This window comes from Candidatus Liberibacter brunswickensis, assembly GCF_036858155.1.
Taxonomy (GTDB): Bacteria; Pseudomonadota; Alphaproteobacteria; order Rhizobiales; family Rhizobiaceae; genus Liberibacter; species Liberibacter brunswickensis.
The window spans coordinates 14,629-40,299 of record NZ_JAAEJX010000012.1; the positions used below are offsets into that span (position 1 = coordinate 14,629).

Sequence of the window (25,671 nt, forward strand, 5' to 3'; positions counted from 1 at the left end):
GTTGAGGTGTTTTATAGATGGTAGCAAGTATCAATAAGGTTATTTTGATAGGAAATCTTGGAGCAGATCCAGATGTGCGTCATACTCAGGATGGTCGTAAGATTATTAATCTTCGTATTGCTACTTCTGACAGTTGGAAAGATCGTACTACTAACGAGCGTCGGGAAAAAACAGAATGGCATTCTGTTGTGGTTTTCGCTGAAGAGCTTTGTAAAATCATTGAACAGTATCTTAGTAAGGGATCTAAAGTATATGTAGAAGGTTCTCTTCAAACTCGTAAGTGGCAAGATCAGTCTGGAAATAATCGTTATACTACTGAAATTATTATGCGTAGCATGGTTATGTTAGATAGTAGGAAAGATGCTGCACAGTTGGTTAATGAACAAAGAAATAGTAGTAATGTAAAAGAAAATGTTGTTGAAAATTCTTATTCATCTTTACAGGGAGATAGTGTATTCTCTGATGAGCTTGACGATGAGATTCCATTTTAGTAATTCTATGTGAGAGTTTTAATTAATTAGATTTAGTTTTATTAATCTATTGGGTTTTTCTCTTGCAATATATTTTTTATATTACACAATTTTTTGTTAGTCTAATTAAGAGGATAATAAAATCCATTGACCGAGAATATTACACCCATTGATCAAGAAGAAGAAAAGGGCATAACTTCTGTTTCAATAGCAGATGAAATGCAGAGTTCTTACCTTAACTATGCAATAAACGTTATTTTAGGTCGTGCTATACCTGATTTACGAGATGGGTTGAAAGCTGTCCATCGTCGTATACTGTTTGGCATGATGAAGATGGGAGTAGAGTGGAATAAGAAATATGTGAAGTGTGCACGTATTTCAGGAGAGGTGATGGGTAAATATCATCCCCACGGTAATCTTGCTATCTACGACGCATTGGCGAGAATGGCGCAGGATTGGTCCTTACGTTTATTATTAATTGAGGGACAAGGAAATTTCGGGTCTATTGATGGAGATCCTCCGGCAGCAGAAAGGTATACTGAATGTCGTCTGCAAAGAGCAGCACATTTCTTGCTAGATGATTTAGACAAAGATACTGTCGACTTTCGTCCTAATTATGACGGCTCTTTTCAAGAGCCTGTTGTTCTTTCTGCTAAATTTCCAAATTTGCTTGTAAATGGTGCTGGTGGTATTGCCGTTGGTATGGCTACTAGCATTCCTACGCATAATTTAGGTGAAGTGATTGATGGTTGTATAGCGTTTATTGATAATCCTAATATTGATTTAGATGATTTAATGCAGATTATTCGTGGGCCTGATTTTCCGACAGGAGCTATTATTTTAGGACGTGCTGGTATTAGAAATGCTTATGCAACAGGTCGTGGATCTATTGTAATACGAGGAGTCAGTCACATAGAAAAAATATCATGTGATCGTGAACAAATTGTGGTTACCGAGATTCCATATCAGGTTAATAAGGCTGCGATGCTTGAAAAGATCGCTGAATTGGTTAGAGAAAAACGGATATTGGATATATCAGATTTGAGAGATGAATCAGATCGTCAAGGTTATCGAGTAGTTATTGAATTGAAACGCGGTGCTTCTTCTGATGTTATTTTAAATCAATTGTATCGTTATACTTCTTTACAAAGTTTATTTAGCGTTAATATGGTTGCTTTAGATGGATGTAAACCTGAACGTTTTACCCTTATAGGAATAATAAAAGCTTTCGTAGCTTTTCGTGAGGAAGTAGTAGTAAGAAGAACAAAATATTTATTAAATAAAGCACGTGATAGAGGGCATATTTTAGTAGGTCTTGCTATTGCTGTTTCTAATTTAGATGAAGTTGTACGAATTATTCGTTTCTCTCCTAGTCCAGAAGCCGCTCGTAAAGAGCTTATGCAGAGAAGTTGGGTGTCCTCTAATATTCAGGATTTGATAGATCTTATTGATGATTCAAGTTATAGGATAAAAAGTGATGGAACTATGTATCTATCAGAATTGCAGACACGAGCAATTCTAGAGATTCGTCTGGCACGATTGACTGGATTAGGTCGAAATGATATTCGTGATGAATTAAATGATCTTGGTATAGAGATTAAGGAATGTCTGGATATTTTATCATCAAGATCTCGTTTATTAAATATTATCAAGGAAGAAATGATTTTAATTAAAAATGATCTTAATACTCCTCGTAGAACAGAAATTGTAGATGGTCTGTTAGATATGGAAGATGAGGATTGTATTGTACGAGAGGATATGGTTGTAACTGTTTCGCATTTGGGATACGTTAAACGTGTGCCACTTTCTGTTTATAGAGCACAACGTCGCGGTGGTAAGGGTCGATCTGGTGTTACTATGCGTGATGAGGATTTTGTCACAGACCTTTTTATTGTTAATACACATACTCCAGTTTTGTTTTTCTCTTCTTTAGGATTTGTCTATAAAGAAAAAGTGTGGCGTTTGCCTATTGGATCTCCACAAACGCGTGGCAAGGCTTTAATTAATATTCTTTCTTTGAATCAAGGAGAACGAGTTACTACGATTATGCCTCTTCCAGAAGATGAATCAACTTGGAATAATTTATACGTTGTTTTCGCTACTAAATTTGGAAATGTTAGGCGTAATAAGCTTTCCGATTTTATTCAAGTAAATCGTAGTGGTAAAATTGCTATGAAATTAGATTCAGGAGATGAAATTCTTTCTGTTGAAACTTGTTCAGAAGAACATGATGTATTGTTAACTACTAAACTGGGAAAGTGTATTCGCTTTCCTATTACTGATATACGGGTTTTTTCAGGACGTAACTCTGTTGGAGTAAGAGGTATATTGCTATCTGAGGATGATCAGGTTATTTCTATGGCTGTTGTTCTTCATTTTGATGCGGATTATGATGAACGAGTTCTTTATATTAAACATATGGCTGCTCATCGTCGTCTTATCTCTGGTGATGAAGAAGTTGTTTCTCTTAAAAATGATTACGATTCGCAAGGGAGTATTTCAGAAGAGCGTTGTCAAGAATTACAACTAAAAGAGCAATTTATATTGACTATTTCAGAAAAGGGATTTGGAAAAAGAACTTCTTCTTATGATTTTCGTATTTCCAACCGTAGTGGAAAAGGTATTCGTGCAACTGATTTATCAAAAATGAATGAAATAGGTGCATTGGTAGCGGCTTTTCCAGTAAATGATAATGATCATATTATACTTGTTTCTGATAAAGGAACTCTTATTAGAGTGCCAGTAAATGATATTAGAATTGCTAGTCGTGCCACGAAAGGAGTTGTTATTTTTTCTACTGCGAAAGATGAAAGAGTCGTATCAGTGGAGCGTATTAGTGAAACTTTAATGGTTGATGATGGAGAAGCATCGGTATAATAAAACATTTTTATATTGTGTTTATAATGTTTTCTTTAATGGTAATGTAAGAAAATTTCTCATAAAAAATATTAAGTTATTTTAGATTCAATTTCAGCAGTGAATTTTATATTTTCTTATAAAGAAGGAATTAATCTTGAAATACTAAATTTCAATCGAATTAGGAAATATGAATTTTTTTCTATTACGGATGTTGAAAAATATTGATCAAAAATCAAGTAAGTTTTTAAAATAAATCAAAAAATATGTTTTGCGAAATAAATTTAGTCCTTCCTTTGCCTTGTTATATGATGGAATGAAAATAGATAGAAAATATAAGGATGTACAAAAGAAGAAAGATTTTGATGAACATGTAGTAGGTGAAAGATTGAAAAGTATAAGAAAAGAAAAAGGCATGACTCAGGCATAGTTTTGAAAATTATTGGGTATTGTCCGTGCTAATATCGGACGTTTTGAATCCGTGATACAAATATCAACAATAAAAAAAGCTTTGCAAATAAAAAAGGATTTAGGTAAATAATTAGATTGGTTATATTTTGGTTATGAAGATCTTATACTCGGAGAAAATCTAAGATAATCTAAATCAAATTAATCTCTGCATAAATTGATTTAACCATCAAGGTAGTTATAGCTTATATTAGGTGAATTGTTAGGTAAATGGTTTAATGATCTATTGTCTACGGGGTAATAATCATTATAAATTAAGTAAATTATCTAATAGAAGTGCAAGCTTCGATATATCTAATTTTAAATCTGGAGCAATCCCAATCAGTGCTAAATATTCTTATTCCTATGTAATGAATGAGTTAGGTACTTCTTTTGATTGGTTGTCTAATGGCATTAAAATAGATAGAAAATACGAAGATTTACAAAGAAAAAAGTATTTGATGCTCAGGTAATAGATAATAGGTAAAAGGTTAAAAGAAATAAGAAAATCGAAAGGCATGACTCAAATAGAGTTCGAAAAATTATTGCTAATTATGAATAGTTTAATGGTTATATTACATGAAAAATAGCAAGGAAAAGAATTCAAAGATTTATATCTTTGAATAATGATCATACAATGTAAGTATATTAATCAGATGTTTTATTTAGATTATTAATAGGTTTAAACATATTTATTTTTTATCATCTTTTATTATTCAATATTATTTTACTTTTACATATAAAATTAGTGATAATATAGTTTTGTATAGAGCTTTATTGTATTTTAATAGATGATATCTATTTTAATTCTATTTTATAAATAAATAACATTTTTATAAATGTGGTTTTAAAAAAGGATTGATTATATGATGAAAAAAGCTGTTTATACAGGATCCTTTGATCCAATTAATAATGGTCATATGGATGTAATTATTCAATCTCTTTCTTTTGTTGAAGAGATAGTGATAGCTATTGGTTGTAATTATATGAAACATAATTCCTTTCTATCTATTAAAGAGCGTTCCGAATTGATCATGAAATCTGTTTTTTATTTGATTCCAGATAGCGTTGATAGAGTTTCTATTATATCTTTTGATGGATTAGCAGTTAATTTAGCAAAAGATATTTCTGCTCAAGTGATAGTTCGTGGATTAAGAGATATGACGGATTTTGATTATGAAATGCGAATGACATCAGTCAATCGTCGTCTTTGTCCAGAAATTGCAACTATTGCTCTTTTTGCTAAAGAATCTTCTAGATATGTAACGTCTACTTTAATTCGTCATCTTATTTCAATAGATGCGGATATAACATCTTTTGTTCCATATCCTGTTTGTGATTTCTTAAAAAATCGTCGTAAGATATGTTGTTGAATATTTATTTTATACATTTTTATCTGAAATAATTTTTCTCAATCATATTTTGTCGATTTAAATCAATAAAAAAATATCTAATTAAATGCATTCCTTTTATTTTCCCCATTTTAAAAATATTTATATAGTTATGATCTTTTATAGAAAAAATATTTAATTTTTATCCTATATTTAATAATTAAGTAATTAATATTATCTGGATTTTTTATTATTTATATTACACCTTATTCTATTTTAAGAATCAATCATTTTATGAAGCTTGGATTCCTAGTCGCATTCTATTATCCCTTGGGTATATATTTCAGACTGAGATACTGGTTTTCCACATGTAGCCATGGAAAATGTTTCGTGCCTTTCTCTTATGTTGTGCGAGTAGGGTGGGGTAAAAAGAGTACGAACTACGTGAGTATATTTCTTGTTTTCTGATTTAGAAACAATTTCCTAAATTATATAGAGAATTGGTATGCATTAATATTCTTCCTATCTCCTGATTAGCAAATAATATTTTTCATTTCATTGGCAGGTATAATCTCAAGGATATCCATGAAATAATCAGACAATTCAAATGTTACAATAGTTCCGATTTTTTGGATCTGAATAGAGAAGATATTATTCTTTAGATGTTGGTAGCCAAGCTTTACAAGTTATCAGAGACTTGCAATCCTTTTAGCAATATGTAACTAGGAATATTCCCGATTCTCCAACAGTTAGTTCCTGAATTCCTGTATATCTTAATCTTAACTATACAAGGTTCAAAGCCATCGGTTTTGTATTTTTACTTCTCTATGCGAACTAATACAAGGATTGATATCAATATATTCTTTTGTATGTGTGTATCGATAAACAAAAACAAGCATTGCAGCAATGAATTGAATATCACTTTCTGGAGTATCTTGACGATCTTCTAGACCTAAAATTATATGTTTTGGCGTGATTTTCTTGTATTCAAAATATCCTGACTTTTAAATTTTTTTTAGAAATAGGCATCATAGCTCTTTTTGAGTTGACAGTTAAATTAGCTAAATGGGAACTTGATATTGATGGTTTCAATGTTCTTGAGGGCTTTTAATCTCAGTATTTTTTAATATGATTAGGTCTTATGGGGTATAAGAGAACGCTTATTAATAAAAGCCTCATTTCAACATTAAGTACTTTCGAACAGGAAATAATCTCTTGTATTTTTTGTGCATACAAACAAAATTATGTATAAAAGACGAATTTGGTGTTTCTATCTACATTTTTATGTCGTTTATTATGTGGATTAGTTATTTTGATGAAGTTTGCCTCAGGTTGTTATCTGCAATTCCTGTATTGAATTACTGATAGGTTTAGTATCTGGATTAGTATTATTTAACTAATTTATTTTGCTTATATATTATTGCTTTAATTTTTAGCATTTTTTAAATATCTTTTAAAGAATTAAATTTGTAGTTTTATGATACTCGATATATTAGATTACTAAAATACGAAGGAGAAATGTAATTATGATGGTGAAAGAGTTTGATTTTGATATTCCATCTTCTAGAATTGCATTAAGACCTGTATCTCCACGAGATAGTGCACGTCTTATGGTTGTGCATCCAAATTTATCTGGTAATACAATAATTTACGATCATTTAGTATCTGATCTTCCTTTTTTTTTGAATTCTAATGATGCAATTGTATTTAACAATACTAAGGTTATCACAGCACAATTAAGAGGGATAATATGCAATGTAAATAATAATAAAGAAACGTCTATATCTTGTACTTTGCATATGCGTTTTTCTTCTAATAGTTGGAGTGCTTATGCTTTTCCAGGTAAAATAATTAAAAAAGGAGATATACTTTATTTTTTTTCTCGAGATAAACAACATAGATTAGAGGCTACTGTTACAGAAAAGTGGGATACAGGAGAAATCTTACTAGTTTTCCCTATTTCTGATATAGAACTAGAAAAACAAATATCTCTAGTTGGAACTATACCATTACCACCTTATATTGTGCGTAAACGTCCTATAGATGAACGTGATTATGTCGATTATCAAACTACATATGCTAAAATTAAGGGTTCAGTAGCAGCACCGACAGCTGGTCTTCATTTTACCTCTAATCTTTTATCAAGGCTTATTTCTATTGGTATTGAAGTATATTTTGTAACTTTACACGTTGGTGCAGGAACTTTTATGCCAGTAAGAGTAAAAGATACTGATGATCATATTATGCATAGTGAAGTGGGTTTTATAGATATAATAACAGCAAAATCGTTAAATGCTGTTAAAGCTCGAGGAGGGCGTATCGTTGCAGTTGGAACTACATCATTACGTCTTTTAGAAACTGCAACAACAGAAGATGGTATTATAATGCCTTGGTCTGGATCTACTAATATTTTTATAACACCAGGATATTGTTTCCGTGCTGTTGATGTGTTGATTAGTAATTTTCATTTGCCAAAATCAACTTTATTAATGTTGGTATCGGCATTCTGTGGGATAGAAGAAACAAAAAAAATATACCAACATGCTATTTTAAATGCGTATCGTTTTTATTCATACGGTGATGCGAGTTTGCTATTTAAAAAACAGTAATTTTTCATTAAATGATAGATCAATAAAAATATTTTTAAAACTTATAAAATATATTATGATTTGTAAATTTTATTGATATTCTAATACTATTTTCATAGTATTGATAAGAAAATAAGAAATTGTTATTAATATTTCGCTCTTCTTCTGTTTTAAAATAATGTTGATGCAATAATATAAATATTATTGTTTTCCTTTTTAGAAATGTATTTGATGTGAATAAAGATTTTATCTTTAATATTAAATCGTTTAGTGATAGTGCTCGTGTTGGTGAAATTATTACTCCTAGAGGTATTATTAGAACGCCAGCATTTATGCCTGTTGGTACTTCTGGAACTGTTAAAGCAATGTACCTTGATCAAGTTAGTGATTTAGGTGCAGATGTAATTTTAGGGAATGCTTATCATCTAATGTTACAACCTGGTGCTGAGCGTATTGCTCGTTTGGGTGGATTACATAAATTTATTCGTTGGTCTAAGCCAATATTGACGGATTCAGGTGGTTTTCAAGTTATGTCTCTTTCAAAATTATGTTCTATTAATGAACAAGGGGTGAGTTTTAGGAGTCATATTGATGGTAGTTTATATAATGTTTCTCCAGAAGAATCTGTTCACATTCAAAATCTTATTGGGTCTGATATACAAATGCAGCTTGATGAATGTCTAGCGCTACCTGCCGAGGATAGAGAGTTAAAACGTGCTATGGAATTATCATTGAGATGGGCTGAAAGATCTCTTGTAGCATTTGGTAATCAACCTGGTAAAGCTTTGTTCGGTATTGTTCAGGGTGGTGATAATATTAATTTACGAACTTTTTCTGCCGAGCGTTTAAAAGAATTAAACCTTAAGGGTTATGCTGTTGGTGGTTTGGCAGTTGGTGAGCCAAAAGAGATGATGTTGTGTATTTTATCAAATGTTCTGCCTATATTACCCGTTGAAAAACCACGTTATTTGATGGGGGTTGGTACACCAGATGATATTTTAAAAGCAGTAAGTTATGGAGTAGATATGTTTGATTGTGTCATGCCTACTCGAGCAGGACGACATGGTTTATCTTTTACTCGTTTTGGTAAAATAAATTTGCGTAATGCAAGGCATACTGATGATATGCGTCCTTTAGATGAAGAGTCTAATTGTCCTGCATTACGTGATTATTCTCGTGCTTATTTGCATCATCTTTTAAGAGTTAATGAATCTTTAGCAGGTATGATTCTTTCTTGGGCAAATCTTTCCTATTATCAAGATCTAATGAGTGGAATAAGAAACGCTATTGCAGAAGATCGTTTTGTAGATTTTACGATGCAAACGCAAGAAAATTGGGAAAAAGGAGATATTCCTCCTATATTTTAATAAGAAAAATATAATTATTGCCATTGAAAACATTTGATTTATTTTTTGTAGCTATGACATATCATTTGTATTTTGTGCATATTCATGTAATACCGTTGATCCAAAAACGCTTTCAAATGACTGGCGAATAATTGTGTCTATGTATTCTATTGAATAATGATAACCTAGTTCCTTTAAACTAGTCACTCCATGTTGATGGATACCACAAGGAATAATTCCAGTATAATGGCTTAGATCTGGAGAAATATTTAACGAAAATCCGTGGAAAGATATCCATTTTCGTATTCGGATTCCAATAGCAGAAATTTTTTCTTCAATGGGTATCTTTTTTTTCCCCATAATATTATCTGATTTCATTACCCAAATTCCAACACGATCTTCACGTCTTTCACCAACTATATCTAATTTGCTGAGAGTTCGTATGATAACTTCTTCAATAGCTGTAATAAAACAACGTAAATCTTTTCTTCGTTTTGCAAGATTAAGCATTATATAAACAACACGTTGTCCTGGTCCATGATAAGTATATCCACCACCACGTCCTGAAGAGTAAATAGGAAAACGTTTTGCATTCAATAAATCTCGGGAATCAGCACTTGTTCCGCTGGTATAGAGAGGAGGATGCTCTATAAGCCAAACTAGTTCTTCTGCATCTCCTGAATGAATGAGCTGCACTTCACGTTCCATAATAATTTGAGATTCTTCGTAAGAAACAGGGTGCCGAGTTATCCACCAACGAATGGGCGGCAAATTATTCGTATAAAATATTGATGTATCGAGAGAGTTTCTTGACAATAACTTCATAAATAAACCACTTTTGGTGCGGTCGAGAAGACTCGAACTTCCACAGGTTTCCCTACAGCGACCTCAACGCTGCGCGTATACCAATTCCGCCACGACCGCTTTTTTTTACATACTAAAACCAACTAACAGAATATTTATTTGTATACAACATTCTAATTATATATAACTTTTATGACGCTTCATCTAAAGATTTTATACTATCCAACATGTGTTTAAATTATAAAGGAAATATAATGATAGAAAGAAATTATTATTTATAAATATTTCATATAATAATTTACACCATATTACTATTAAAGAACAAGGACTATTCAATCAATAATAACAAGATTAGAAAACATGAGTTGTTTCTACGTTTGTTTTATCATAGTTATTGCTATTGTATTGAAAAATGATTTGGATAATTAATAGTTGTATTGTCAGGATTTATATTTTAAATACTATGATTTTTTTATCGATAGTATTTTATTTAGAGAATTGCAAAATATGATAAATAAAAAACATATTATTTTAATTATTATTATATTGATATTTGGTATTATTTTATCTTTTTATTTTAAACATCAAAAAGTTTTTGTTCCTCAAAATTACATTTTACCGTTTTCTGAAAAAAGTGTATGGAAATGGAAAGATGATGTTACTTTTTCTAAATGTAATGAAAATGAACAGGCGATCAGTATTTGTCTTATTGAACTTATTAAAAAAACAGGAGGCAGCAAAGATGCATTACAAGCTGCCGAGTTTTTAGCAAAAGAAAAAGAAGATAATCCAGCATACATATCTTCATATCGTAAAGAAGGATTAGTAGGTCTTGTAGAGGTTGAATATCCATATAGAGCTAATTCAACTACTGGCACTCTCCTTATTCCTGCTGTTGGTGATCATATTATTTATGTTGATGATGATATTAATATTGACAATATTTACAAATCTTCTTCTATTACGAAGGAATTCGCATTAAAGAACCCAAATATTGATCCTTATATTCCAGGTATGTTTATAAAAAGTAATCACAATGATAAATTTATAGAATTAATTTTTTCATATCCTTTGAGAAATTGTCATTCATGCCAAGACATTGCTTTTATCTATATTACATACCAATTTACGCTTGAAGGTGCATATATTGGAAAAAAAATATCTAGTATTTCATATCCTTGAAAAAAATAATATTTTTTACGATAGAGAAATTATGTACTACATCATAATACTTTTATAGTATGGAAATATTTATAGTAAAATATTTTCTATACATGTAATTTATAAAGAAGGATAAACTAATTATGATAGTAAAAAAATATATTCATTATTGATGGTATTATTATCTTGTTATTGTATATCGTCGTGTGATTTTTTTTGCATCTCAAATAATAATATTATATAACCTCACCAATTATCTATTGATTGGTTATTACTGACGTATAATATTATTTTCTGAACATTCTCTTACCTTCTACTGAAAAAACGCAGATAAAGCATAGTATTGTTATTATAAAAAATCCGATAGTTATAGGATAAGTTGTGCCATTAAACGATTGTCCTATTATTATTCCTATAATTGTACATATTATTGTATTAGTAAATCCAAATACAGATGATGCTGTCCCGGCTAAATGTGAAAATGGTTCCATAGATATACTACTAAAATTACAATTTATTAATCCAAATTGAAAATATGTTAAAAAGAAAAGTATTATGAATGCTAAGAGATTTATATGATTTGAAGTATTGATTTGTATTAAAAGCCATAATCCTGTAATTATAAGAAGAACAAGTAAAGAATAATGTGATACTATCCTCACGCTAAACTTTTCAATTAAGTGAGAGTTAGCAAAAGAGGCAAAAGAAATGGCAATTCCACCAATGGCAAAGGCTATAGGAAATAAATTACCCAAATTATAGATTTCTCCATATATTTGTTGTGAAGAATTTACAAATCCTAATATTGCTCCCATAATTAAGCTATTAGCAATATTATATAATGTAGAAACGCGATTTTTTAATATAAGAGAAAAGCTATGAAAAATAAGAGATAAATTTAAAGGTCGTACGTCGTGAGGAGTTAACGTCTCTGGGAAACGTATGTAATACCAAAGAGTTATGAAAGCAGTGACTACCCCCATACAAATAAAAACACCCATCCAATGACCTGATAAAAAAATTGTGGCTTGTCCTATACCAGGTGCTAATATTGGCATAATCATAAAGATCATTATAGCTATAGATAAGACTTTTGCCATCTCAGATCCATCATAAACATCACGAATAATTGAAATAGTAATAATACGTGGAGCAGCTCCTCCTATTCCTTGAATAAAACGCATAAAAAGCATTCCAGAAAATGAATCGATAACCACTATGACTAATGTAGAGATTATATATATAATTAATCCTATCATCATAACAACTTTGCGACCAAAACGATCTGATAAAGGTCCGTAAAAAATTTGAGCTATTCCATAACCTATAAGATAAAAGGATATTAAGTGTTGTCTATAGTTTTCATTACTTAGTTTTAAAAAACTACTAATTTGAGATAGGCATGGAAGTATTATATCTATTCCTAGAGAATTAATACCCATCAACATTGCTATAACTATTACAAATTCATTATGACTAATATTTGCATTTTGTAATTTTGGGGGAAGTTGGTGTTTCACCGCACTATTCTTTCATAATTGATAGAAGTACTTAGAATATTACATCTATTTGTAATATTTTTTACCTATTATTTTATTAATATTTCTTATATTCTATTTACACTTAAGATTTTGTGAAGTTCTCCAGATTCAAACATTTCACATACTATATCACAACCTCCAATAAAATTACCTTTTACATATAGTTGAGGAATAGTAGGCCAATTTGAATATTCTTTTATGCCTTGTCTTAATTTTTCATCTACAAGCACGTCTATTCCTTTATAAGATGTATTAAAGCTATCGAGAATTGCCACTACTTTTCCAGAAAAGCCGCAACGTGGGAATTCAGGTGTACCTTTCATAAATAAAACAATATCATTTTCTTTGATTTCATTTTGAATCATTTTATTGCTATCTAAAATATTATTCATATTCCTTGTACTCCGTTTTATTACTATAGAATCCAACTAAATTTTTATTCCTAAATAAAACAATATTCTATTGATCTGAATTATGATTATTTGGAACTGATGTTTTAATGGAAAGAGCATGAAGATCATTCCCCATTTTCTTTCCTAAAGCAGCATATACCATTTGGTGTTGTTGTATGCGACTTTTGCCACGAAACTCTTCGGAAATAATTTCTGCAGCGTAATGATTGCCATTTCCTGTTAGATCTTTGATAATAACAACGGATTTAGGTATTTCTTTTTTAATAAATTTTTCTATTTCTTGTGGATCCATCGACATTTTTCACCTCTTATATTTAAGGATTTAAACAGTTGATTCATTCATAAATTCGGGAAACCAAGATTCATATTTTGTTTGTAATGTTTCAACAGATATATTGAGTATTTTATGAATATATAAAAAAGCATCACTTGATACTTTCCCTAAGTATCGAAAAGGAATTTTGTTATTATTAGCATTTGAAATTACTGAATCCTTAATTTCTGGGGGAATGCATATTACATAACGTCCTTGATCTTCTCCAAAGAGAAAAGGTATTGGATCTTTTTCTGTAGGCAACATAATATTCATTCCTTTTTTAGAGAATATTGCCATCTCTGCCAGAGCAATTAATAGTCCTCCCGTAGATATATCATGGCATGCTGTTATAATATTTGAATTAATCATGGAAAGAACAAAATTTCCGTGACATTTTTCTAATTGACAATCAACTTTTGGAGGAGGTCCTATATCACAAGAAGCACATTCAAGGCTATACATCGAACAATCAAGATGATTACCATCATTGCCGATCATAAAGATAAGATCATTTTCACGAGCACTTCCAATTCTCGTCATCAGTGATAAATCAGGAATAATTCCAACTCCAGCTATGGTTGGGGTAGGGAATATAGATTTTCCGTTTGTTTCATTATAAAAAGATACATTACCTGAAACTATTGGCATCTCTAATATTTGACAAGCTTCTCTCATACCTTTGATAGAATGCACAAATTGCCCCATTATTTCTTCTTTTTCAGGATTTCCAAAGTTAAGATTATCAGTTATAGCTAGTGGTTTTGCTCCAGTTGCTATAATATTTCGCCAACATTCAGCAACTGCCTGTTTTGTTCCTTCAAAAGGATCTGCTTTCACATAACGTGGTGTTACATCAGAAGAAAAAGCAAGAGCTTTAGTTTCGTGTCCTTCTACGCGTATGACTCCAGCATCTCCGCCTGGAAACTGTATAGAATTTCCTTGAATAATTGTATCGTATTGTTCATATACCCATCTTCTTGAAGATAGATTAGGAGAAGACAAAAGTTTGAGAAGACTACAAGTATAGTCTTCCTTAGAATAAAGTAGTGTTGGATCAGAAGGTGGAATACTAATAGGTTCACACCATATTCTATCATATTCTGGTGATTTATCGCTTAAAGCTTTGATAGGAAGACTTGCAACTTCTTCATTACGATGAAAAACTCGAAATATCATGTCATCGGTTGTTGTACCAATAATTGAGTAATCAAGTCCCCATTTATTTAAAATATCATTTGCTTCCTTTTCCTTTTTAGGATTTAGAATCATTAGCATACGCTCTTGACTCTCTGAAAGCATCATTTCATAAGCAGTCATTCCTTCTTCGCGTATTGGTACTTTATCAAGATCAAGTTTAATACCAAGATTTCCTTGACTTCCCATTTCTACTGCGGAGCATGTTAGTCCTGCTGCTCCCATATCTTGAATTGCGACTACAGCGTTTGTTTTCATTAGTTCTAGACATGCTTCTAATAAACATTTTCCTGTAAATGGATCACCTACTTGAACGGTAGGACGCTTTTCATTAATATTTTCTCCAAATTCTTCTGAAGCCATTGAAGCACCACCTATTCCATCACGACCGGTTTTAGCTCCTAAATAGACGATAGGTAGACCTATACCTTTGGCTTTTGAAGAGAAAATTGCATCAGTTTTAGCAAGTCCAGCAGCAAAGGTATTAACTATAATGTTATCATTATAACAAGGAAGGAATTCAACTTCTCCTCCTACTGTTGGAACACCAAAAGAATTACTATATCCTGCTATACCTTCTACTACTCCAGATAACAACTGTTTTGTTTTATGATGATGAATAGAACCAAATCTCAATGAATTCATAGCAGCAACTGGTCGTGCACCCATTGTAAAAATATCACGTAGAATTCCTCCTACACCTGTTGCAGCTCCTTGATATGGCTCAATATAAGAGGGATGATTATGGCTTTCCATTTTGAAAACAATACAATCACCATCTCCTATATCAACAACGCCAGCATTTTCTCCAGGACCTTGGATAACATGTTTTCCAGTAGTAGGTAGGGTTTTTAGCCATTTCTTTGAAGATTTATAGGAACAGTGTTCATTCCACATTGCTGATATAATGCCTATCTCTGTCAATGTTGGTTGTCTTTTGAGAATATGTAATATTATATCATATTCATTTTTTTTAAGACCATGTACAGCAAAAATTTTAGGTATAAGATTAGATTCAGTAGGCATTAGTTGTTACGCAATCTTGATTAAAAATTAAAATAATTTAAATTACAGCGACGATAACTTATATTTTGTAAATTTAAAATTTTTATCACGTGTACTAAACTAATTAGATAGTGCACATATGTTATGTAAGGCAACATCTCTCTATATACAATAGGTTTATAATATATAATAAGAGACAGGTAAACATAATCTTCGTTCTATAAAAAAAGCAAACTTAGGAATAGATTTTTCACTACCATATTCTGTGTTTCATACAACGTATATAACATTAAAATTTATTTTTTATAAATTTATGAATTAATTCACATAATTTATTTTATATATTTTTACCTTTTAAGTGATAAGGGATGTAAAAATACCAGTACCATCTTTTCCTCCATGGATTTCTTCTATCATGTTTTCTGGATGAGGCATCATTCCTAATACGTTTCCTTGTCGGTTCATAATACCAGCTATGTTGTTTAGTGATCCATTGGGATTTGTTTTGGATGCATAGCGAAATACAACTTGATTATTTTTTTCTATTTCATCTAATGCTTTTGCATCTATGAAATAATTTCCATCGTGATGGGCAACTGGAAGTTTAATAACTTCGTTCATTTTATAAGACTTGGTAAATTCCGTGTTAGAATTAGAAACTTCTATTAATATTTGTTTACAAATAAATTTCAATGAAGAATTACGCATAAGGATTCCAGGAAGTAATTTTAATTCTACAAGAATTTGAAATCCATTACATATTCCAAGAACTTTTACTCCTTGTTGTGCTTTTTTCTTTACTGCTTGCATAACTGGAGTACGTGCAGCTATTGCTCCGCAACGAAGATAATCACCATAAGAAAATCCACCAGGAATAATAATAAGATCTACATCTGGAATATCAATATCATATTGCCAAACTAAAACTGGCGATTGTTTGATTATTTTTTCTATGGCCTTAATCATATCTCTATCGCGATTCAGACCAGGAATCTGTACTATAGCCGTTCTCATAGATATTTCCAAAAAGATATGAATAATAATTTATTTAGATTAATAACAATAACATTGTCTATGTTCTAAAAGTGATTGTTTATTAATGAAGAATTATTATAGTGATGTTTTTAAATCAAGGAAATTCAATATATTATATTTTGATTATTTTAGGATTTTGATATCGTAGTCTTCGACAACAGGATTAGCAAGAAGGTTCTCACAGATGGAATTAAGTTCTTTTTTTGCGACATCATAATTTGTTTCATTGATTTCTATGTCAAAGATTTTTCCTTGGCGAATTTTATTAATATTATTAAACCCAATGTTCGAAAGGGCGGTTTTTAACGCTTTTCCCTGAGGATCAAGGACATCTTTTTTAAGCTTAACGGTAACGTTTGCTTTTATCATAGATATATTTTCCTTTTTTTACTTCTTATTTAAAATCAGAGTTGTTTTGAGTGCTGGTTGATTTTTTTTAAATATTCCTAAACGACGAGCAACTTCAGAGTAGCCTTCTATTAATTTATTACTATTTCTGCTAAAACGTTTTTTATCACATTCTTCTTGTTTGCTAATATCCCACAAGCGACAGCAATCGGGAAAAATCTCGTCTGATAGTACTATACGTACGACATCGCTATCAAAAAGACGTCCACATTTAATGCTAAAGTCTACAACTTGAATATTAATTCCTAAAAAAAGACCTGTAATAAAATCATTGATACGAAGACTTAAAGATGTTATCTCATCTATTTCAGATTGAGTAGCCCAGTTAAAAGCTGTTATATGTTCTTCAGATACTAATGTCTTTTTATATAAGTCGGGTTGATAATAAAACTCAACAATAGGTCTAGGCAGTGATAAACCTTCGGGCATATTTAGTCTTTTAGCCAAAGATCCTGCAATAGTATTACGAACAGTTATTATTAGAGGAATCATTTCCACATCACGAATCAACTGTTCTCGCATGTTTATTCTGCGAATAAAGTAATGTGGAATACCAATTTTATTGAGTTGCATAAACATGTGTTCAGATATTCTATTGTTCAAAACACCTTTCCCATTTAGTATTGTGCATTGTGAATTATTTTCGACACTATCATCTTTAAAAAATTGGATAAGAGTGCCAGGTTCAAGTCCTTCATAAACAATTTTGTTTTTTTCTTCATAAATGGGATTTTGTGCTCTCATCCATCCTCTCTTTCAACCACTAACATAATTTTTTTTTATGCTGAAAGTGATATAAATTTTTTTCGTAAATTAATCAAATCTGTAATTATCGTAAGAATTTTTCCTTTAAGATATCCGAAAAACACGTTCAAAAATGGTATCTACGTGTTTAGTATGATATTTATAGTCAAATTTATCACATATTTCTTTCTCGGATAATACTTTGCGTATATCATTGTCTGCAAGTAATTCATCTAGAAACATGGTTCCATTTTGCCAAACTTTCATGGCATTACGCTGAACTAATTGATATGCTTCTTCTCTTGATATTCCAACTTGCGTTAATGCTAAAAGAATACGCTGGGAATAGATTAATCCTCTAAGTTGTTCAGTATTTTTTTTCATGTTATCAGGATAAATAACCAATTCTTCTATGATATTTTTTAATCGGTTGAGCGCAAAATCAAGATGTATTGTCGAATCGGGTCCTATGACTCTTTCAACAGAAGAATGTGATATATCTCTTTCATGCCAAAGAGTTACGTTTTCCATAGCTGGAATAACGTTAGATCGTATTAATCTAGATAATCCTGTTAAATTTTCAGTTAGTATAGGGTTTCGCTTATGAGGCATAGATGAAGAGCCTTTTTGTCCAGGATGGAAAAACTCTTCTACTTCAAGAATCTCAGTACGTTGAAGATGTCTTATTTCTGTAGCTATTCTTTCTATAGAAGAAGCAACAACCCCTAGTATTGAAAAATACATAGCATGTCTATCGCGAGCAATAATTTGTGAAGATATAGTATCTTCTTTCAAACCCATAGCTTTTGCAACATGTTGTTCAACATATGGTGGTATGTTTGAAAATGTACCAACAGATCCGGAAATAGCGCATATCGCTATTTCTTCTCGAGCCATAATAAGTCGCTTGCGAGAACGAGAAAATTCTGCATAGGCCATTGCTAATTTTAGACCAAATGTCGTAGGTTCTGCATGTATTCCATGAGATCTTCCTATGGTTATTGTATGTTTATGTTCGAAAGCACGTTTTTTTAAGCTATCTAGTAATTGATCGATATCTTCTAATAGAATATCGGTAGATCTCATCAATTGGATACTAAAGCATGTATCAAGGATATCTGATGAAGTCATGCCTTGGTGAATAAAACGTGCATCTGGACCTATTATTTCAGCAAGATGTGTCAAAAAAGCTATTACATCATGTTTGATTATTTCCTCAAGCTTAGCAATTCGATCTACATTAAAAACTGCATTTCTTCCTTTTTCCCAAATATTTTTGGCTGCTTCTTTTGGAATAATGCCGAGTTTAGCTAAGGCATCACAAGCGTGTGCTTCTATTTCAAACCATATTCTAAATTTTGTTTCAGGGGACCATAAATTGGTCATTTTAGTTCTGGAATAACGAGAAATCATATTTTAAACCAATTAAATTATAACCAAACCATTCGTAAATTTCATAAAAATATAAAAGGCATGTAGTTTTTTTGAAACCATACAAATATTAATGATTTAGTAGATGGATAAATTTATCGTATTAATTAAATCATACGAAGGGATGTTAACATACAAAATATCAAATTTAATAAGTATGCTTTTTGCTATTACCAACTAATGGGAAATAAATCTTATTTAAGAATAGAAATAATCTATCCATTAATCAATTGTTAATGCAGATTTTTTAAATTCATTTAAACGCTCTTCATAAGATATTTCTCCTTTTTGATTAAAAAAAGATGATCCTGTTACAAAAAAATTAGCTCCTGCTTGTGCTAAATACTTAATGTTTTTAGATGTAACTCCTCCGTCAACCTCGAGAGAAATAGGGCGTTTACCAATCAAGGACTTCGCTTGTCTAATTTTTGGTATTGTAGATTCAATGAGTTTTTGTCCGCCAAACCCAGGATTAACCGTCATGATTAAAATCATATCAATTTCATCTATATAATTATTAAGTATTGAAATTGGTGTTTCAGGATTTACTGCTACTCCTCCTTTTTTACCCATTGAATGTATAATTTCTAACGAACGCCGTATATTAGGGGAAGATTCTGCATGAAAAGTTATTATGTCACATCCAGAATTTGCAAAAAATTTTATATGATAGTCAATAGATGATACCATCAAATGACAATCAAATAAAGCATTGCTGTAAGATCTCAATGACTTAATTACATCTGCTCCAAAAGAAATATTAGGAACAAAGCAACCATCCATAACATCAAAGTGAATCTGCCTAGCACCTGCTTTGGTTATATCAGAAATCTCTTCACCTAAACGAGAGAAATCTGCTGCAAGAATAGATGGTACTATCTGAATCGATGAAATCACTATGAAAAAAATTTTCCAATCACATTCCAAAGTACAAGTACAACCCCGATTGTGACATAAAAATATATAATCTTACAATAATTAGTCTTTATCTTAGAAGAATAAATTTTATCATACTCTGGATTGTATTGTTGTACTGTACGTTTTAATCTAAACATTTTTTCCTTTGAATAACTTAAAAAATTATTATTTTATAAATTGATGTTAAATATTTTATTATCGTTTTATATATCATATCTTTTTCATTATCTTCTATTATGGTGATATAATCATAGCAACGTATTCTATAATATTTATTAGAAATTCACATCATTTTTTATATTTAATTCAATTATATGTTTACAAAGATCAATTTGGTCAAGATTCTGATTTTTATCTGATGTAATTAAAATTTGTTTTTTTATACATATATTTTTATTTTATTTTACAAGAAATAGCAAAACATAATTTATTTTTTACTGACTCGCGGACTGACTGATAATATATTTGTTTATAATCATGTCAACTATTTATTTTTTTGATTGAAAAAAATTATTATCCTTCGGATATCATTTCAGTCAAAATATACGTAGTTTCTGTAAAATAATATTCAATGTAAAGTATAAATTTATACTTATATTACAAATGTAATTATCATAAGTTTTGATTAAATGAAAATAAAAAAGATGTATTGTGATTCTTCAGCAATCTTCTCAGAAAAGAGGAATTAAATGAATAACTTTGATGATATTCCTAATGATATAGATGTTTTGGAGTATGACGTTGTTATTATAGGAGCTGGTCCAGCAGGATTATCATCAGCGATTCGGTGCAAACAAATCAATCCTCATTTGTCTGTGGTTATTTTAGAAAAGTCATCAGAAGTTGGATCTCACATTCTTTCAGGTGCAATTATTGATCCCATTGGAATAGACAGTCTATTACCAGGTTGGCGTGAAGAAAAGATACATCCTTTTACCACTGTTGTAAAAAAAGATATTTATTGGTTTTTAAATTCTTGGAGATCAATACAGATACCAGATTTTTGTTTTCCAGATTTTATGAGCAATAAGGGAAATTATGTTGTTTCTTTGAGTAGGGTATGTAGCTGGTTGAAGAATAAGGCTGAAGAACTCGGTGTAGAAATATATTGTGGTTTTACTGCTACTGGTTTTTTTTATGGAAAAAAAGAAGAAGTTCGTGGTGTTTTTACAGGTGAAAAGGGTAAAAATTATGATGGAACATTAGGGAAAAAATATATTTCTCCTATGTTATTGTTAAGTAAATATGTCTTAATAGGAGAAGGAGCATGTGGTTATCTAACTAAAAAGATAATAGAACGTTATTCCTTGATGGATGGACGTCAACCACAAAAATTTGGTCTTGGTGTTAAGGAATTATGGAAAATAAAACCTCAACATTATACTAAAGGTCTTGTTATTCATAGCATTGGTTGGCCACTTGATAAGAGTAATTCTGGAGGTGGATTTATTTATCATTTTGATAATAATCTAGTATCGGTGGGTTTTGTTGTACATCTTGATTATCGCAATCCTTGGATATCAGTTTATGAGGAATTACAGCGTTTTAAAACACATCCAAATATTAGAGTAATGTTTGAAGAAGGAGAACGTTTGGAATATGGAGCACGTGTTATCAGTGAAGGAGGATGGCAATCTGTTCCAAAACTTTCTTTTCCAGGAGGAAGTTTAATTGGTTGTGCAGCAGGTTTTGTTAATCTTATTCGCATTAAAGGATCTCATAATGCAATTCTTTCTGGAATTTTAGCAGCAGAAAAAATTGTTGATCGCTTGTCTTTTGGTTGTAAAAATGATGATCCCATAGAAATTGAAGACTCTTGGCGTAGAACGTATATTGGTAAAGATTTATGGATTGTAAGAAATATTAAACCATTTTTATCACGTTTTGGGATGATAATAGGATTTTCTTTGGGATTGATAGATATATGGATTCAAAAAATTTTAGGTTTTTCTTTTTTTGGTACGTTGAAACATCATAGAATGGATTATTCTTCTTTAGAATCTTCTTCCAAATATAAGAAGATTGATTATCCTAAACCTGATGGAAAATTGACTTTTGATATTATGTCTTCTCTTTTTTTAGCAAAGATAAAATATGTAAAAGAACAACCTATACATCTCTTTATAAAAGATAAAAATTTGCAAAAAAAATCAGAATTAAAAATATACTCTGGACCTTCTATGCGATATTGTCCAGCTAAGGTATATGAATGGCAAGAAAACAATGGTGAAAATAATTATATCATACATTCACATAATTGCATTCACTGTAAAGCATGTGTTATCAAAGATCCCAATCAGAATATTGAATGGAATCCTCCTCAAGGTGGCGATGGTCCATTTTATTTAGATATGTGATTTATATTTTGTTTTAACTTTTTATTGATTAATAAAAGTATTATCAATAAAATATCACGATATTCTTTATTTGTTTTGTAATTATTTTTTTACTATGATTCAATTACTGTAGTTTGTAATTTATGTATTGTATAAATTAATTGACAAATAATTGTTTTTTGCAATATACCAGTTGCTATGAATTCTATTAACATACCTTTTTTTCGTTTTGCACATGCGCATGATATTCCTCTTCCACAATATAAGACGAGCGGATCTTCAGGCATGGATTTGTTTGCTGCTTTGCCAAAAGATGAGCCAGTTCAGTTATCTCCAGGGATGCGTTTTTTATTCCCATCAGGATATGCTATTTCAATACCACCTGGTTATGAGGGACAAATAAGACCCCGTTCTGGATTAGCATTGAATCATGGTATTTCATGTTTGAATTCTCCTGGAACAATAGACAGTGATTATTTAGGTGAGATTAAGATATTATTGATTAATCTTGGTCAAGAGAATTTTTTAATTACTAGAGGCATGCGCATTGCTCAATTAGTTGTAGCAAATTATACGCTTATACATCCTGAGCTTGTATTAGAATTCCCAATGAAAGCAAACGAAAGAAATAACCAAGGCTTCGGTTCGACAGGACTCTATTGAAAATAATTTTGATATCTTTAAAATCATATTATAATATAAATTATAATTAATCTTGTTATATTTTTCTTTATAGTCCTTCAGTCAACGTTAAGTCCTTGATATTATAGTATTTTTATTTTTCCGCACTTTTTTATTGTTTTCGGAGTTAATTGAGGCAGAAATCACTTTAGAAGCATGGATTACTAAACGCATTCTATCAGCTATAACATTTATCTTTTGTTCTGTGCTACCGATTTCCACCCAAATACAGCCATAAGATCATTGTCATTATTTCATTTTCTTCTCTACTAAAAAATAGACGAAGTTCTACGAACTCCATGGTAAGATTTATCAATGCTATCTTTTCTTACTTTTAATACAAACCGAATCTCTATTGGCAAAAAACGTATTTTTCCCTGTTATGTTAGTTTTAAGAAGATCCATGAGATATCATATAATCACAAAGTTACGATCGTTCCTACTTTTTGGGCTGAAAGAGATTAGATATTATGGTAGTCATCTCTACAAGTATCAGAACATCTTAATCCCGTAAGCAACATAAATTCAAAAGTCAATCTGGGGTTGTGGGGTATGGTTCTCTAGTTTTTCAATAAATACGGAATTCCTGCATATCTTCAATTATCCAAGATTTGAATTCTTAAGTTTTATACCTTGGATTTTCTATTCCGATACAATGGTTAATCTCAATATATTCTTGTTTACATGCCCATTAAAAGTACGCATGGCAGTAGGGAACTGATTGTCACTTCCTGGAGTTGATTTAAGATCTTCTATTTCTAATATAATACTTGGATGTGATTTTCTTATACTCAAAATATCCTCCTTTTTTAGTAATTTGCGAAAAGTATAGATCCAAATCCTTCTTAGAATTAATAGATAAACTCGCCTAATAGTAACTTTTATGATACTTATATACTTTGATATAAATTCCATTTCATTTGCAATAGCCATGAAATTAACATTGTTGCAACAACTATTTTGCAATACTCATTGAAGTAACTAATTTTACGTGCATTAGCGAGATTTATTTATCGCCAATCCAAGAAGCATAAACAAGTTTCATAACTACCTATAATAGTATTGCAACATTAGATTGCTGTTGTATGTATTATTCACTAATTAAAACACGTTCATACTATTCTTAAACGATCTTTTCTAGATCATCTGTAAATTAGTTTTCTAACTTCCTCTCGAGTAAAAAAACTACGAGAGGAAGAGATTTGAGGAAGTTTTTTCACTTAATTTATCTTAAGTAAGGATTACGTATCATTGCTTCCACTTAGATTTTGAGGTATTTTTTCACATTGAGGTCCTTTATCTCCTTGAACATTCTTTTTATTCCTTGTTTACCGTCAGGACCTAGCCGTCCTTGAAGGCCTTCTTTTTTAGTCTTAGCTCCCCAACTTCATTTAAAGTTTTTTTAGCTATTGAAAGATTCTCTTTTGATTTTTCCGATTCAAATATATCACATCCACTCACTATAGTTGCTGATGATAACAAAGAAACCAACGCTATCTTTTTCTTTACATTCATAACTCATTGCCTCTACTTTTGATGTTACTTTTGCAACTTATTATGTTGCTTTTGCAACCTAAAATTACTATTTGATAATTCATCAACTACTTTTAGTCAAGATATTACATTGCATTGACTACTAATAAGGACTTCAATATATTTGTTTGTGTCAGATTGTTGATAGCTTTATTGATTACCTTAAAATAGTATGTTCTCATCATAAATATGTGCGAGTTACAATAGAAAAAATACTGTAGAATCAATACCATCTTAAAATATAATAGGGGTATCATCAGTATTTTATTTTACGTTGGAATATCCATTATTATTCATAATTAAATGTATATAGGGGAAAAATATTCTAGGAATAGTTTAAATTAATAATAGGTATTCTATCGATTCGATATCGAGAATTGGTTAGATTGACGATAAGCAATTGCTTCTGCAATATGTGGTTTTTGAATTTCTTCTGATGAATCTAGATCTGCGATTGTGCGAGCTATTTTAAGTATTTTATGGTATCCTCGTGCTGAAAATGTCATTTTTTCAGCATACTGATTTAGAATAAGGCTGCTTTCTTTATTAAGATATGCTATTTTTTCTATAAGGACAGAAGAACAATCCGCATTATTTTCTAATGAAGATCCCATTTTTTCTAGCCTATTTTTTTGTTTCTTTCTTGCTAAAAGAACGTGGGCAGCTATATCTTCACTTGATTCAGATTTATTTACTGTAAAAAGATCGGATACTGGTACTGCTGGTACTGCTATACGTATATCTATTTTATCCATTAAAGGAGCAGAAATACGAGATTGATACTCTATTGCACACTTTGGACCTTTAATACAAACATCTTCATATTTATTAGAAATTCCACATCGACAAGGATTCATAGCAGCTATTAATTGGATGCGAGAAGGATAACTTATCTTACGATTTGCTCTAGCAATAACGCATTCTCCGGTTTCTATAGGTTGACGCAGAGCATTAAGTGTATGGGGTGAAAATTCAGGAAATTCATCTAAAAATAATACTCCATTATATTTGGTTTATCGTTAAGTCCTTGATATTATGGCTTTTTCAATTATTCTCCGCACATTGTTTTGTTGGGTTCGGGATTAATTGAAGCAGAAATAACCTTAGAAGCAT

23 protein-coding genes, 1 tRNA gene and 1 pseudogene are annotated in these 25,671 nt (G+C 30.8%); 9 read left to right on the top strand and 16 right to left on the bottom strand.

Annotation, left to right across the window (positions count from 1 at the left end; all coding sequences use genetic code 11):
• Positions 1-17: 17 nt before the first annotated feature.
• The 6 genes from ssb to tgt all read left to right on the top strand — a co-directional run bounded on the left by ssb (position 18) and on the right by tgt (position 9,059).
• On the top strand, positions 18-491 hold the full coding sequence (gene ssb, locus GY664_RS04100) for a single-stranded DNA-binding protein (protein WP_333948204.1): 474 nt from the start codon (positions 18-20) through the stop codon (positions 489-491).
• A gap of 126 nt (positions 492-617) precedes the next feature.
• The gene (gyrA, locus tag GY664_RS04105; protein ID WP_333948205.1) at positions 618-3,347 is read left to right on the top strand and encodes a DNA gyrase subunit A; all 2,730 of its coding nucleotides are present in this window, start codon (positions 618-620) and stop codon (positions 3,345-3,347) included.
• Positions 3,348-4,012: 665 nt separating this feature from the next.
• Positions 4,013-4,246: a hypothetical protein gene (locus GY664_RS04110; RefSeq protein ID WP_333948206.1), complete on the top strand. Its 234-nt coding sequence runs from the start codon at positions 4,013-4,015 to the stop codon at positions 4,244-4,246.
• A 393-nt stretch (positions 4,247-4,639) separates the two neighbouring features.
• Positions 4,640-5,146: a pantetheine-phosphate adenylyltransferase gene (gene coaD / locus GY664_RS04115; RefSeq protein WP_333948207.1), complete on the top strand. Its 507-nt coding sequence runs from the start codon at positions 4,640-4,642 to the stop codon at positions 5,144-5,146.
• A 1,484-nt stretch (positions 5,147-6,630) separates the two neighbouring features.
• Positions 6,631-7,713: a tRNA preQ1(34) S-adenosylmethionine ribosyltransferase-isomerase QueA gene (gene queA / locus GY664_RS04120; protein WP_333948208.1), complete on the top strand. Its 1,083-nt coding sequence runs from the start codon at positions 6,631-6,633 to the stop codon at positions 7,711-7,713.
• 212 nt (positions 7,714-7,925) lie between these two features.
• Complete coding sequence (gene tgt / locus GY664_RS04125) at positions 7,926-9,059, top strand: tRNA guanosine(34) transglycosylase Tgt (RefSeq protein WP_333948210.1); 1,134 nt, start codon at positions 7,926-7,928, stop codon at positions 9,057-9,059.
• A gap of 51 nt (positions 9,060-9,110) precedes the next feature.
• Here the strand turns inward: tgt and lipB are convergent, their stop codons facing one another.
• Positions 9,111-9,863 carry a lipoyl(octanoyl) transferase LipB gene (lipB, locus tag GY664_RS04130; protein ID WP_333948211.1) on the bottom strand — a complete coding sequence of 251 codons (753 nt, stop codon included), beginning with the start codon at positions 9,861-9,863 and terminating at the stop codon, positions 9,111-9,113.
• A 14-nt stretch (positions 9,864-9,877) separates the two neighbouring features.
• A tRNA-Leu gene (locus GY664_RS04135) sits at positions 9,878-9,962 on the bottom strand.
• Positions 9,963-10,349: 387 nt separating this feature from the next.
• On the opposite strand from GY664_RS04135, the gene GY664_RS04140 reads away from it, so the two are divergent.
• On the top strand, positions 10,350-11,024 hold the full coding sequence (locus GY664_RS04140) for a hypothetical protein (protein WP_333948212.1): 675 nt from the start codon (positions 10,350-10,352) through the stop codon (positions 11,022-11,024).
• A gap of 266 nt (positions 11,025-11,290) precedes the next feature.
• Here GY664_RS04140 and GY664_RS04145 read toward each other — a convergent pair whose 3' ends face one another.
• From GY664_RS04145 to rpe, 9 genes are all read right to left on the bottom strand, one after another.
• Positions 11,291-12,523, bottom strand: a complete 1,233-nt coding sequence (locus GY664_RS04145) for a multidrug effflux MFS transporter (protein WP_333948213.1) — start codon at positions 12,521-12,523, stop codon at positions 11,291-11,293.
• A gap of 86 nt (positions 12,524-12,609) precedes the next feature.
• Positions 12,610-12,936 (bottom strand): Grx4 family monothiol glutaredoxin, encoded by a 327-nt coding sequence (grxD, locus tag GY664_RS04150; protein ID WP_333948214.1) that lies wholly within the window; start codon positions 12,934-12,936, stop codon positions 12,610-12,612.
• A 67-nt stretch (positions 12,937-13,003) separates the two neighbouring features.
• The gene (locus GY664_RS04155; RefSeq protein WP_333948215.1) at positions 13,004-13,255 is read right to left on the bottom strand and encodes a BolA family protein; all 252 of its coding nucleotides are present in this window, start codon (positions 13,253-13,255) and stop codon (positions 13,004-13,006) included.
• Positions 13,256-13,279: 24 nt separating this feature from the next.
• Positions 13,280-15,493, bottom strand: a complete 2,214-nt coding sequence (gene purL / locus GY664_RS04160; protein WP_333948217.1) for a phosphoribosylformylglycinamidine synthase subunit PurL — start codon at positions 15,491-15,493, stop codon at positions 13,280-13,282.
• A gap of 333 nt (positions 15,494-15,826) precedes the next feature.
• Positions 15,827-16,486 carry a phosphoribosylformylglycinamidine synthase subunit PurQ gene (gene purQ / locus GY664_RS04165; RefSeq protein ID WP_333948218.1) on the bottom strand — a complete coding sequence of 220 codons (660 nt, stop codon included), beginning with the start codon at positions 16,484-16,486 and terminating at the stop codon, positions 15,827-15,829.
• A gap of 144 nt (positions 16,487-16,630) precedes the next feature.
• Positions 16,631-16,876, bottom strand: coding sequence for a phosphoribosylformylglycinamidine synthase subunit PurS (gene purS / locus GY664_RS04170; RefSeq protein ID WP_333948219.1), 246 nt, complete (start codon positions 16,874-16,876; stop codon positions 16,631-16,633).
• An 18-nt stretch (positions 16,877-16,894) separates the two neighbouring features.
• Positions 16,895-17,659, bottom strand: coding sequence for a phosphoribosylaminoimidazolesuccinocarboxamide synthase (locus GY664_RS04175; RefSeq protein WP_333948220.1), 765 nt, complete (start codon positions 17,657-17,659; stop codon positions 16,895-16,897).
• Positions 17,660-17,764: 105 nt separating this feature from the next.
• Positions 17,765-19,072, bottom strand: coding sequence for an adenylosuccinate lyase (gene purB / locus GY664_RS04180; RefSeq protein ID WP_333948221.1), 1,308 nt, complete (start codon positions 19,070-19,072; stop codon positions 17,765-17,767).
• 240 nt (positions 19,073-19,312) lie between these two features.
• On the bottom strand, positions 19,313-19,987 hold the full coding sequence (gene rpe / locus GY664_RS04185; RefSeq protein ID WP_333948222.1) for a ribulose-phosphate 3-epimerase: 675 nt from the start codon (positions 19,985-19,987) through the stop codon (positions 19,313-19,315).
• Positions 19,988-20,697: 710 nt separating this feature from the next.
• Between rpe and GY664_RS04190 the strand changes: the two genes are divergently transcribed.
• A complete protein-coding gene (locus GY664_RS04190; protein ID WP_333948223.1) occupies positions 20,698-22,365 on the top strand; it encodes an electron transfer flavoprotein-ubiquinone oxidoreductase in 1,668 nt (555 codons plus the stop codon).
• Positions 22,366-22,542: 177 nt separating this feature from the next.
• Complete coding sequence (dut, locus tag GY664_RS04195) at positions 22,543-23,007, top strand: dUTP diphosphatase (RefSeq protein ID WP_333948225.1); 465 nt, start codon at positions 22,543-22,545, stop codon at positions 23,005-23,007.
• Between the two features lie 87 nt (positions 23,008-23,094).
• Here the strand turns inward: dut and GY664_RS04200 are convergent, their stop codons facing one another.
• From GY664_RS04200 to GY664_RS04220, 5 genes and pseudogenes are all read right to left on the bottom strand, one after another.
• Positions 23,095-23,247 (bottom strand): hypothetical protein, encoded by a 153-nt coding sequence (locus GY664_RS04200; RefSeq protein ID WP_333948226.1) that lies wholly within the window; start codon positions 23,245-23,247, stop codon positions 23,095-23,097.
• 420 nt (positions 23,248-23,667) lie between these two features.
• A complete protein-coding gene (locus GY664_RS04205) occupies positions 23,668-23,820 on the bottom strand; it encodes a hypothetical protein (RefSeq protein WP_333948227.1) in 153 nt (50 codons plus the stop codon).
• Between the two features lie 546 nt (positions 23,821-24,366).
• On the bottom strand, positions 24,367-24,540 hold the full coding sequence (locus GY664_RS04210; RefSeq protein WP_333948228.1) for a hypothetical protein: 174 nt from the start codon (positions 24,538-24,540) through the stop codon (positions 24,367-24,369).
• A gap of 374 nt (positions 24,541-24,914) precedes the next feature.
• The gene (locus tag GY664_RS04215; protein WP_333948229.1) at positions 24,915-25,304 is read right to left on the bottom strand and encodes a magnesium chelatase subunit ChlI family protein; all 390 of its coding nucleotides are present in this window, start codon (positions 25,302-25,304) and stop codon (positions 24,915-24,917) included.
• A pseudogene (locus tag GY664_RS04220) lies at positions 25,278-25,550 on the bottom strand (ATP-binding protein); the annotation flags it as partial. The pseudogene GY664_RS04220 and the gene GY664_RS04215, both read right to left, overlap by 27 nt.
• Positions 25,551-25,671 lie beyond the last annotated feature (121 nt).